The 12,508-nt window shown below is 63.7% G+C and carries 6 protein-coding genes; 4 read left to right on the top strand and 2 right to left on the bottom strand.

Translation table 11 applies throughout. The features are described 5' to 3' along the window. Positions 1-748: 748 nt before the first annotated feature. Complete coding sequence (locus ASD76_RS15700; protein WP_055925239.1) at positions 749-4,126, bottom strand: TonB-dependent receptor; 3,378 nt, start codon at positions 4,124-4,126, stop codon at positions 749-751. 257 nt (positions 4,127-4,383) lie between these two features. On the opposite strand from ASD76_RS15700, the gene ASD76_RS15695 reads away from it, so the two are divergent. From ASD76_RS15695 to ASD76_RS15685, 3 genes are read left to right on the top strand one after another with little or no spacing between them, the layout of a single operon-like run. Then, positions 4,384-5,949, top strand: a complete 1,566-nt coding sequence (locus tag ASD76_RS15695) for a tryptophan halogenase family protein (protein WP_055925236.1) — start codon at positions 4,384-4,386, stop codon at positions 5,947-5,949. Then, complete coding sequence (locus ASD76_RS15690) at positions 5,946-7,481, top strand: tryptophan halogenase family protein (RefSeq protein ID WP_055925232.1); 1,536 nt, start codon at positions 5,946-5,948, stop codon at positions 7,479-7,481. The genes ASD76_RS15695 and ASD76_RS15690 overlap by 4 nt, the downstream gene beginning before the upstream one ends. Next, complete coding sequence (locus ASD76_RS15685; protein WP_055925229.1) at positions 7,478-8,488, top strand: cupin-like domain-containing protein; 1,011 nt, start codon at positions 7,478-7,480, stop codon at positions 8,486-8,488. Before ASD76_RS15690 ends, ASD76_RS15685 begins: the two co-directional genes overlap by 4 nt. A 137-nt stretch (positions 8,489-8,625) precedes the next feature. Here the strand turns inward: ASD76_RS15685 and ASD76_RS15680 are convergent, their stop codons facing one another. Then, positions 8,626-11,439: a TIM-barrel domain-containing protein gene (locus ASD76_RS15680; protein ID WP_082553891.1), complete on the bottom strand. Its 2,814-nt coding sequence runs from the start codon at positions 11,437-11,439 to the stop codon at positions 8,626-8,628. A gap of 44 nt (positions 11,440-11,483) precedes the next feature. On the opposite strand from ASD76_RS15680, the gene ASD76_RS15675 reads away from it, so the two are divergent. Further along, positions 11,484-12,503 (top strand): glycoside hydrolase family 5 protein, encoded by a 1,020-nt coding sequence (locus ASD76_RS15675; protein WP_055925224.1) that lies wholly within the window; start codon positions 11,484-11,486, stop codon positions 12,501-12,503. The last annotated feature ends 5 nt before the right edge of the window (positions 12,504-12,508 follow it).

Here is a 12,508-nt window from a genome sequence, read left to right as displayed (position 1 = left end):
TCCTCCCCGGCCCGGGGAGGGGGACCAACCGAAGGTTGGTGGAGGGGCACCCTCGGGTTGCTCTGAGCTTTCGAGGGAGTGTTGAGCCGCACCTGCCCCTCCACCATGCTGCGCATGGTCCCCCTCCCCCAAGGGGGGAGGATCTTGATCTTCGGACATGCAAGATCGCCCGCGGGCGAGCGCGGGCCTAACGCCGAGAGAGAACATCGCGGACGGGCAAAGGCCGGCGCGGCCTGGGCGTCACAGGATTGCCTTGCGCGAGCATGGAATGCGAACGGCGGCGAGGGCTGCGACCAAAACTCGCTGCTCGNGACGGGCAAAGGCCGGCGCGGCCTGGGCGTCACAGGATTGCCTTGCGCGAGCATGGAATGCGAACGGCGGCGAGGGCTGCGACCAAAACTCGCTGCTCGGCCCTGTCGGGCAGGAGGCGCTGGCGGTTAGGGCTCGCAGGTCCCGCCAACGGTTGTCATCCTCGTATCCTACGCTGGACACCCTCTGACGATGTCGAAGGGCGCAGGCCTTAGCTGCGGGAGCGAGAGCGAAGCGCTAACCGCTCCCGCACCCGTCGCTGGTGTCAGTGACATTCTGACGGCGGGTCTTATGACCTATTTGGTTTGTTATGTCAAGATGAAAGACCCATATGGCGCGCACTCTGGCTTTCCAGACGCAGCTGCTTCTAATGGGCAAAAAATAAGGCGCCGCCGCCAGGGAGTAGCGACGGCGCCATTCGGGCAGTATTTTTCCCGACTTAGAAGTTTCCGCGCACGATAAAGGAGAAGCGGCGGTCGTTCATGAAGTATGAGCGGGGAGCAAGCTTGCTCGGATCCCCGGTGTAGGCCTGCGAAGTCTTGGTGACCTCGTCGAGGATGTTCACCGCCTGGATACCGACCTTGATCTGCTCCGTAACGCTGTAGAAGATCGAAGCATCGAGCTGCCCGGTCGCCTCGTTGAAGATCGAGGTATACGGGAAGATCACGTCCGCCGCGGTGAGCAGGAACCTCGAGCGCCAGTTGTAAGCTGCGCGAACCGAGATCGGGCCCTTCTCATAGAAGATCGTGGCGTTGACGTTGTGCTTCGACAGGCCTTCGAGCGGTAGATCCCCCGCCGGAATGGTCGACGGGTTGACCGGTGTGCCCGTGTTGAGGAACGTGTTCGGCAGGCCGGAACTATTGATGTACGAATAGTTGCCGTTGAAGCCTAGCCCGTCGAACGGTTCGGGCAGGAAGTCGAATGTCTGCTGGTAGGCGACTTCAAAGCCCTTGATCTTGCCGTGACCGTCATAGTTGGCCGGACCGCGGGTTTGGACCGGGAAAGTCACACCGTTGTTGGTGATCGGGATATCGACAACGTTCTGGTAGAAGAAGTTTTTGACGTCCTTCCAGAACAGGTTGAGCGTTACCGATCCGACTTCGTCAAAGTAGTATTCACCGGTCAGATCGATCTGCCACGCCGTCGCCGGTATGAGGTACGGGTTACCGATCTGAGCGGTCAGTTCCCCGTTCCCACTGATCGTCGTGGTCTGGAAGTTGCGCACGAGAGCCTGGTCGGGTCGCGTGAGGACCTTCGAGGCCGCGAAGCGGAACAACAACTCTTCCGTGACGCCCAGCCGCATGTTCAAGCTGGGCAGGATGTAGGTGTAGTCGTTCTTCGCCGTGCTCGAAATGAACGTCGCGGTTGTTCCCGCCCAAGTCTGCAAATCGGCATATTCAGCGGGCGTCAGGTTACACACGCCACCGGGACGGGTGGCCGGCGTCCCCGGCGGAGAACCGGCAGGAACCCTGGGGGCACAACGTCCAGGCGTGACGATCACGCTCGGATCGTTTGGATCCAACACGTTGTCGTAGGGATTCTGGATGCCCAGGTCCGCCTGAGTGGGAATGCGCGTGCTTCCCGACGAGGTAATGTCGGTCGACACGAAGCGCACGCCGAAGTTGCCCGCCAGGCGAAGACCTTCACCATCATCGGGCGTCTCGAAGTTGACCATCGCATAAGCGCCCAGGTCCGACTGCGAGAGCGGCTGAATTTCGCTAGGTAAGTAGTGCGTGCCGGCAATGGCATCGACACGATCCCCGGCGCGCTCCCAATCGTTTGCACCGACATTGTTCGTGGCATGCCACCGATCGTTGACCTGCCCGAGGAACTCAGAAGCGTTATCGTAGTCCTTGATCAGGTCGCCGTTGTAGTAATACGCCCCGAACGGACCGGGTGTATTATCGCGGAAGAAGTTCTGGAACCGGTAGAAGTCGACTTGGTCGCTGCCAATGTCGGCCACCGAAACTGGCGGACCATTGCCTGACCAGACCTCACTCAACACGCCCCAGTTGTAGGTCGTGTAACGCACGGTCTGATCGCGATCCGCGTACCGTGCACCGACTTTAACGCGACGGATGAAAGACCCGTCATCGAAGTTATAGGCGAGGTCGCCGCGCAACGCGTATTCGCGGCCATCGCTCTCTTCGAAGTGATCCATCGCGGCGCGCCAGAATTGGACGCGCTGGTCCATGAAGTATTCCTGGTCGGTCGCCGCGGCGATCGCCGGATTGGGCGCTGCCCAGGTGGCGCTGATCGTGTTCGGCTTGTGCGAGATCACGACCGGCAGGTTGCCGGTAAGGTCCAGTTCCTGGTCAGCCCAGGTGGACCCGAACACGCTAACGTCATCGACGTCATGTTCAGAATCCGTGTAGTTGGCATCCAGGTTTAGGTCGATGCGATCGCCGAGCTTTGTCTGGAAGTTCAGCCCATAGTCGGCAATCGTATTCTCTTCGAAGACCTGCCGGCGCGAGAGACTCTGCTGCATGCCGCCTGAGGGCACCCAGTTGTTCGCGCCATTGCCGCTGCCAGCGGTACGCCAGCCGCTGCCGGGCAGCGTGATGTAGCCGCTCTCGAACAGGCCATCGGCGTCATACTGGTAGTTGTCGAAAGACTGGCCGTTGAGGGGGTTGTAACCATTCCCCTGATCGTTCCCACTGAAGAAGAACTGGCCATTGCTGTCGATCCGGCATTCTGCCCGAACCGTGGAGTTGCTGTTACCCCCGCCGTTCGGGTTGCCCGACGTGACGTTGCCGTTGCCGTTCTGGTGGCAGCCGAGTGGATAGGTATTGTATTCGGAAAGGTCCGGCGCGGTTTCAAACGTGTGTTCGCCCCAGGAATTGGTCGTGTGCGAACGGATGAACTGAGCCGTAAGCAAGGAGTCGCCGTCGGTCGACTCCCACTGCGCAGCCAGGGCGATACCGTCACGCTTGCGATCGAAATCCTGCGAACGGTACTGGCCGCCAATCGGGGCGTAGGCCAGCGGCAGGAGATCGGCGCGACCGTCAGCCCCAGGCGTCGAAGGCTGCCCGCAAAAGGTATCGGTCGCCGGTAGCGTGGAAGTGTCCGTGCTCGCAGGAAGCTGGTTGCGGCAGATCAACTGGCCGCCCTGGCTCTGGAACGTGACGCGCGTGCCGTCGCGGGTCTGGAAGTTGGTAATCTGGATGCCGTCGGCCCGGCTCTTGATCCGCGAGTAGGAGGCGCTGCCCAGCAGGCCGATCGTGCCGATCCCGGTGTCCCAGGTGTCGCTAAGCAGGAACGAGCCTGTCGGGGTCCATTCACGGGCGAAGTCGCCGTAGTTGGCTTCCACCGAGAACGCGGCATGGAACCCCTTGTTGTCGAACGGCTTGCGAGTGTTGAGGTTGACCGTGCCGGCAAGGCCGCCTTCGATCATGTCCGCTGTCGCGTTCTTGAAGATTTCCACCGAGCCGAGAAGTTCGGAAGGAACGTCGGCGAAGTTCAGTGACTGACCACCGACACCCGCGGAGAAAGCATCGCGCCCGTTGAACTCCGAACGAACGAAGTTGAGGCCGCGAATGACCACGCCCGAGCCTTCGACCGAGAAGTGATCCGGGTCGTTGGTGCCGGCGAAGCGGTTGATCGACACACCCGGAACGCGTTGCAGCGCTTCGGTGACGGAACGGTCGGGAAGAGCGCCGATGTCCTGTGCCGTGATGGCATCAACGACCGTGTCGGCGTTGCGTTTGATTTCCTGGGCGTTGGCAAGGCTGGCTCGAATACCAGTGACAACGATTTCGGTTCCTTCGGTCGCTTCCGGCGCCGATTCGTCCTGCGCCTGCGCCGAGGCCGAAGCCATGAGACAGCCGATGGCTAGCAAGGACCCACCAGCCTTCAAGGAATGCCGGAGTCCTGCGAAACTACGCCCCTGTGAGATGCAATCGGTCGATTTCTCGGCCACGCTTTTCCCTCCCCTATGTTAGCGCTACCATTATGTTTTGTCGGTGCGCCTATTGGGTTTCACGATAACTTTGTCCGTAGTACTTGGCAAGAGGGCACAAAAACGGCAGGTAAAACGCAAAATAGAATGGTCTCGGGGGAGGTGATTGCGTCACCATGACTGTTAGCGATAGCACAACGTCAGAGGGTCGAGAGGTCGAGCGGGTCGTGATCGTGGGCGGCGGAACCGCCGGCTGGATGGCCGCCGCAGCGTTGTCGCGTTTCCTCGATAACGGCCGGCGACAGTTCCACCTGGTCGAATCAGAAGCGATCGGAACGGTCGGCGTGGGCGAAGCTACGATCCCCCCGATCCTCAACTTCAACCGCATGCTCGACATCAACGAGAACGAATTCCTGCGCGAGACCCAAGGGACGATCAAGCTCGGCATCGAGTTCGTGAACTGGGGGCGAATCGGCGATCGATATACCCACCCGTTCGGGTTCTTCGGGCAGGAACTTCACGGCATCGCGTTCCACCAGCTGTGGCTGCGCGAGCAGGGCCGGGGCAATCCGGGATACATCTCCGACTACTGCATGAGCGCGGTTGCCGCGGCCAACGGACGCTTCGGGCGGCCCTCGCAAAATACCAAGCCGCCGGTGTCGGAGATGCTCTACGCCTTCCACTTCGACGCCTCGCTCTACGCTCGCTACTTGCGCGGACGGGCCGAGAAGCAAGGCGTGCGCCGACACGAAGGGCGGATCGTTCAGGTCCATCGCGATTCGGAATTGGGCGATGTCAGGTCAGTCGAACTCGAGAGCGGAGAGCGGATCGAAGGCGATCTGTTCATCGACTGCTCGGGCTTCCGGGCCTTGCTGATCGGCGAAACCCTCGGGGTCGGCTATGAGGACTGGAGCCAGTGGCTACCGGTGGATCGGGCAATCCCGGTCCCGACCACCAACATCGCCACGCCCGATCCGTTCACTCGCGCGACGGCACACAGCGCGGGTTGGCAGTGGCGCATTCCGCTGCAGCACCGCACCGGCAACGGCCACGTCTATTGCAGCGCCTTCATGGATGACGATGAGGCCGAGCGCATTCTCATGGCCAATCTCGAAGGCGAGCCGTTTGCCGACAGGCGCGTGATCCGCTTCACCACCGGCCGCCGCAAGCAGTCGTGGAGCCACAACGTGATCGCGCTCGGCCTGTCGTCGGGTTTCCTCGAGCCGTTGGAATCGACCAGCATTCACCTGATCCAGAACGGCATCCAGCGGCTGCTGGCGCTGTTCCCGGACCGCCAGATCAGCTCGATCGAACGCGACGAATACAACCGCGGGATGCAGGACCTCTACGAGGACATCCGCGACTTCATCATCCTGCATTACAAGGCCACCCAACGCGACGACACGCCGTTCTGGCGGCACGTGCGCGACATGGCGGTACCGGAGACGCTTACCCGTAAGCTAGAGCTTTGGCGCCTGCACGGGCGTGTGTTCCGCGAAGGGGCGGAGCTGTTCGGGCTGACCAGCTGGGTGGCGGTCCTGCTCGGGCAGAACATCTGGCCCGACACTTACGAACCGATTGTCGACACGCTCGACGAGGCCAAAGTGGCCGTCGCCTTCAAGGAAATGCGCGAGCGCTATTACGCTGCGGCGATGGCACTCCCGAGCCAGGAGGAGTTCCTGCGCATGGCCGGGGCCTGGGCCGCGCAAGACGTTCGCCCGCAAGTGGCAGCCGCGCAATGAACGCCGATCGCATCCGCAAGGTCGTGATCGTCGGCGGCGGGACGGCGGGCTGGATGGCGGCCGCGGCGATCTCCAAGATCATGGGCAACTTGCCCGACTTCTCCATCGACCTGGTCGAAAGCGAGGCGATCGGAACGGTCGGCGTGGGCGAGGCGACGATCCCGCAGATCTGCCTGTTCAACGCCATGCTCGGCCTCGACGAGATGGAGTTCATGCGTGAGACGCATGCGACCTACAAGCTCGGCATCGAGTTCGTCGACTGGACGCGGATCGGCCACAAATACATCCATCCGTTCGGGTTCTACGGCCTCGACATGATGGGGGTGGAATTTCACCACCACTGGCTCAAGGGCCGCCTCGCGGGGGATACCAGCGAGCTCGACGAATACTCGATCGCGGCCATGGCAGCGCTGTCGAACAAGTACCTCCCGCCAGCTCCCGACCAGCCCAAGTCACCGCTGTCGAAGCTTGGCTACGCCTTCCAGTTCGATGCCGGCCGTTATGCCCGCTATTTGCGCGGACGGTCGGAGCGGCAGGGCGTCAACCGCATCGAAGGCCGGATCATCGAGGTCGAGCAGGACCCCGAGAGCGGCTTCGTGACCGCGCTCAAGCTTGAGAGCGGGGCGCGCGTCGAAGGCGAGCTGTTCCTCGACTGCTCGGGCTTCCGCTCGCTTCTGCTGGGGCAGACGCTCGGCGTGCCCTTCGTGGACTGGAGCAAGTGGCTGCCCAACGACCGGGCCGTCGCGATCCCCTGCACGCTCGGCCCCAACCGCAAGCCGATCACCCGCGCGACGGCGCGTAGCTGCGGCTGGCAATGGAACATTCCGCTGCAGCACCGCGTCGGCAACGGCCACGTCTATTCGTCCGCGCACATCAGCGAGGACGAGGCGACCGCGGTGCTCCTAGCCAACCTCGAAGGTGAGCCGCTCGCGGCACCGAACCCACTGCGCTTCCTTGCCGGTCATCGAGCCCGTGTGTGGGAAAAAAACGTGATCGCTCTGGGCCTGGCCGGCGGGTTCCTCGAGCCGCTCGAGTCGACCTCGATCCACCTCGTCCAGTCGGGCATCGCTCGGCTGATGACCCTGTTCCCGACACGCGAATTCAAGCCGAGAGAGATCGAGCGCTACAACCAGATGACTCAGCAGGAATACGTCGACATCCGCGACTTCCTGGTGCTCCATTACAGCGCCACCGAGCGCGACGATTCCGAATACTGGAACTATTGCCGCAACATCGAGCCACCCGAAGGCCTGGCGGAGAAACTGGCGATGTTCCGCTCGTCCGGCCGGGTATTCCGCGAACATAACGAGCTGTTCACCGAAACCAGCTGGGAAGCGGTGCTGGTCGGCCAGGGCATCGTTGCTGACGGCTACCACCCAGCGGCTGACTTGCTGTCCGACGAGGAGACGCTGAAGCGCCTCGCCTCGATCCGCGGGACTGTCGCCCGCACGGTTGAGCAAATGCCAACGCAAGAGGAATTCCTCGCGGCCAACGGCGGAGCGATCGACCCGGCGCTGCGGCTGACTGCATGACCCTTCCTACCCCGAGGCCGATCGAGGAGATAGGCCCGGTCAGTGCGGACCGCTTCAACGCCGAGATCCGTCCCGCTTGCCAGCCGGTCGTCATGCGCGGCCTCGCTGCGGATTGGCCGGCGGTAGCGGAAGCGCGAAAGGGTGGCCGCGAAGCGGTCGACTACCTGTTATCCTTCGGTCCGGCGCGGCCGGTTTCGGGGATCATGGCCCCACCCGAGGTGGGAGGTCGGTTCTTCTACAACGAGGGCATGACCGGCCTCAACTTCACCAAGCACCAGGGAGAACTGGCAGCGTTCCTTGGCGAGTTGCTGAGCATTGCTGACGAGCCAGTGTCCAAGGCCATGGCCGTGCAGTCGGAGATCATCGAGGAAATCTTGCCGGGCTTTGTCGAGGCCCATCCGATGCCGCTCGCGCCGCGGGTGAAACCGCGCATCTGGCTAGGCAACCGCATCCGCGTGGCGCCGCACTACGATTTGATGGAAAACATCGCAGTGTGCCTAGCCGGGCGTCGGCGCTTCACCGTGTTCCCGCCCGAGCAGTTGCCCAACCTCTATCCCGGACCGTTCGAGCTGACCCCCGCCGGAACTCCCGTCTCCATAGTCGACCCGCTGGCGCCGGATCTTGATCGCTACCCGCGCTTCACCGAGGCCTGGGAGCACGCGCAGCAAGCGACGCTCGAGCCCGGCGACGCGCTCTACCTGCCTTACGCCTGGTGGCACGGGGTCGAGGCGCTTGAGCCGGTTTCGATCCTGGTCAATTACTGGTGGAATGAAGCCCCTGAGGGCAACGGCAGCGGCTACGACGCGCTACTCCACGCAATGCTCTCTTACCGCCACCTGCCTGCCGACGAGCGCCGCGTGTGGCGGATGATGTACGACCATTACATCTTCAGCGACGGCGATCCGGCCGCGCATCTACCGGCACACGCCAAGGGCATCATGGGACCGGCGAGCCCACGGTTGTTCGACCAGATGCGGCAGATCCTGCGGCGGATTTTCACGGGGTGATTGATCCTCCCCGAGCTTGTCTCGGGGAGGTGGCGCGCGCTGAAAGCGCGTGACGGAGGGGTAAGCGGAACAACACAACGCACCTCCACCATCCGCTGCGCGGACGGTCCCCCTCCCCGAGCAAGCTCGGGGAGGATCTAGAACTCCAGCTCCGTCGCCGTCCCGTCGTACTCTACCCAGCGGCTAGGCTCGCGAGCGAACACCGCGCCCACCCGCCCGTCACCATGAACGACCACGCCTACGCGGCGAGTGGCCGCCATTCCTGGAAAGCGCCCCACTCGCGCGCCGATCGTCAGCGTGCGCGCGGCATCGTTCCACACAAGCGGTATGCGGGCGAACTCGCCACGGCTGTAGCCCATGTCCTCGCCCTGGTCCTCGTAGAGCGAGAAGCTGCCGTCAGCTCCGGGAAAGACGTGGATGGTCAGCGGACCTTGCGGCTCCTCGCCGGTCGATTGGACATCGCGGCCCGTCGGAACAATTGAGCCAGCCTTCACGAACAGCGGCATCCGTTCGCGGGGTGCGGAGGCGGTGACCTCCTGCCCACCTTCCAGCCGGCGCCCACTTTCCGCCTCGAACCACCCAGCGCCAGCGGGAAGGTAGACCTTGCGTTCGCGAGCGGTGAACTCGCTGACCGGCGCAACCAGCAGGGCCGGGCCGAACAAGTACTCGTCGTCCACGTTCCACGCGCGGCGATCGCCCGGGAAACTCATCACCAACGGGCGCATGATCGTGCCGTCTTCGAACCAGGTCCCGGCGGCCAAAGTGTAGATGTAGGGCAGCAGGCGGTAGCGTAGGCGATGGTAGTAGGTGAGCCCCTCCAGCATCGCTGGATCGTCCTTGGCGATGATCGGGGTCTCGCGGAATGGGTACTCGCCGTGGCTGCGGAACAGCGGGCTGAAGGCGCCGAACTGGAACCAGCGCAGATAGAGTTCGCGCCATTCGGGCAGAGCCTCGGGCTGCTCCTTGCTGAAGCGTTCCTCCAGCGCGAAGCCGCCGATGTCGTGGGTCCAGTTGGGAATGCCCGAGATCGACAGATTGGCGCCCGCGCTGACCTGGTCGCGCAAGTCGTCCCACCGCGCCGCGACATCGCCCGACCACAGCGCAGCGGAGGCGCGTTGGATGCCGCCGAAGCCGCTGCGGGTGAGAATGAACGGCCGCCGGTCGGGCTGCGCGGCGCGCAGGCCCTCTGCCACGCCCTCGGCATGGGGCAGCGGGTAAGAATTGAAGATTGCCGCGCCCGGGGTGCCCGTGGCGGGGGAGGTCATCTGGAACGCACGCTCCTCGACCGAGAGGTTCGAATGCCAATCGGGCTCGGTCGCATCCATCCACCAGGCGTCGAAACCCTTGTCGACCAGCGCCTCGCGCATCTGGCGGAAATAGATGGCGCGCGCCTCGGGAGTGTAGGGATCGTAGAAGGTGTTGAGATAGCCAGGGCCGACCCAGTCCTTCTGTCCGGCCTCGAGCGGGCGCTGGTAAAGGAAGTTGCGCGCCGCCAGTTCCTTGCCGTTGGCGGTGTCGGGATAGAACTTGGGCCAGACCGAGATCATGATCCGGGCGTCTAGATCGTGGACTTGTTCGACCAGCGCTGCGGGATCGGGGAAGCGCTTGGGATCGAAAGTGTGGCTGCCCCACTGGTCCTCGGGCCAGTAGAACCAGTCCTGCACGATCGCATCTATCGGGATCTTCGCCTCGCGATACTGGCGCAGCACGCCGAGCAGTAGGTCCTGCGTCTCGTAGCGCTGGCGTGACTGCCAGAAGCCATAGGCCCAGCGCGGCATCATCGGCGCCTTGCCGGTCAGGCGGCGGTATCCGGCGACGAGGCCGTCCATGCTCGCACCGGAGACGACGTAGTAGTCGATCGCCTTGCCGGCCTCTGAGGCGAAGCTGACCGAGTGCCGATCCTCGGGCGGGAGCGGGTCGGCGTGGAACAGGGCGATGTAACCCTGGTTGGGCTCCCACTCGACGCGCAGGTTGACGGGTTTCCCGGCTTCGAGGTCGAGTTCGAAGTTGTGGTACCAGGGGTTCCAGTTCTGCCGCCAGCGGCTGAGGACTTCGCGGTCGTCGACGAAGACCTTGGCGTAGCTGGAGGAGTACAGGCGGAACTTGTGGGTTCCGCTCGCCTGGGGTGTAAAGCTGCCCGTCCAGACTACCCGTTGCGGCTGTGTGGCGTTGCCTTGGGTGTTCTGGCCCGTAGTTGCCGCGACGGTCGCGGCTTTCGCTTCCTCGGGCCAGCGCGCCTGGTCGCGGATGTACTGATAGTCGATGAGCGGTTCGGGCCGTGACAGGGCCAACCTTTCTCCGAGGAAGTAGTCGGCCTTCCAGTTGGCTTTGAGCAACTCATACGGCTCCGGATCGCCCACCCGCGTAATCGAGGCGTTGTCCCACAGGATGCCGTAGCCTCTGGTCGAGAGCAGGTAGGGCACCGCGATCGCCATGTTGTGCTGGGCGAGTTCGACGTCCTCGCCGTTGTAGTTCATCTGCCGGTTCTGGTGCTGGCCGAGGCCGTAGAGGCCCTCGTCGGTGCCGCGATTGAACTGCACTCGCGTGGCGAGCCAAGGCTGGCCTTCGACGGTGACGGGCGTCAGCATTCGCGCCGGGGCGTATTCGTCGAGCAGCGGTTCGCCGGCCGCGTTGTATACCGTCAGCCGCCCGTCGGAGAGCCCGACCTGGGCTCTCGCTTGAGGCATGGTAAGGCTGGCAGTCTTCGCGTCGTCTCGGAACTCAGGCTCACCATCGGCCTCATGCACGACCATCAGGCTTTGCGGAGCAGCTGACGGATCGTCCGCCACCGTCACCCGAAAGGTCCCATCGGCGTAGGCGAGGACGCGGACCTTCTCGCCCGCGTCGGTCGTCACCTCCATGCCGTGCGGGACCTGGCGGACGCTTCCGGCCGAGGCCGAGAGCGGCCAGAGGCACGCCAGTAGTGTTAGCGCTACAATTCCCCGTCCCATTGCGGCATCATGCCTTGAGAAAACGATCGGACAAGGGGGAAGTGATGCAGTGGACCCGCGCGCTCGGCTGGCTGGCCTCGCTTTGCCTGCTGTCACTCGCACTGCCGGCAGCCGCTCAGCCTGCGGGCAGCCCTGTCGCGAACCACGGCGCGCTGTCGGTCAAGGACGGCCAGATCGTCGACCAACACGGCGAACCTTTCGTGATGCGCGGCATGAGCCTGTTCTGGTCGCAATGGGCGCCGCAGTACTACACCGGCGAGACGATCGACTGGCTGGCCAAGGACTGGCAAGTCGACGTGGTCCGCGCGGCCATCGCGGCAGAAGGCAACGACGGCGCCCGCCAGCACTTCGACCGCGAGTTCGACAAGGCTAGCCGAGTGATCGACGCAGCAGTGGCGAACGGGCTCTACGTGATCGTCGACTGGCACGCGCACCATGCCTTTCCCGACGAGGCCGAAAAATTCCTCACCGCCATCGCCCGCAAATACGGCCACTTACCCAATCTGATCTACGAGACCTGGAACGAGCCTTTGCGCGACGGGGTCGACTGGTCGCGCGACGTGAAGCCCTATCATCTGCAGGTCATCGGCGCGATCCGGGCGATCGATCCCGACAACCTCGTGATCGCCGGCTCTCCGAGTTGGAGCCAGGACGTCGACAGCGCCGCCGCCGATCCGCTGCCGTTCACCAACACCGCCTATACGCTGCACTACTACGCCGGCACCCACCGCCAGGGCTTGCGCGACAAGGCCGACGTGGCGCTGGGCAAAGGGCTGGCGCTGCTGGTGACCGAGTTCGGCACCGTCGACGCGACGGGCGACGGACCGCTCGACTATGCCGAGAGCGAGCTGTGGTGGGACTGGGCCGAGCGCAATTGCGTCGGCTGGATGGCCTGGTCGATCGGCGACCGCGACGAGAGCAGCGCCTCGCTCAAGCCTGGAACCCCGGTTGCGGGCTGGGGCGAAAGCGACCTCACCGATTCCGGCAAGTTGCTGCGGCAGAAATTGCGTAGTGCAGCGGAGCGGAAAGCGGCTTGCCACGGTCCCGGAGCCAGCATACGGTAGCGCTA

Source organism: Altererythrobacter sp. Root672 (assembly GCF_001427865.1).
GTDB lineage: Bacteria > Pseudomonadota > Alphaproteobacteria > Sphingomonadales > Sphingomonadaceae > Croceibacterium_A.
Note: the sequence above shows the minus strand (reverse complement) of the source record. Positions and strands in the feature narration are given on the sequence as shown.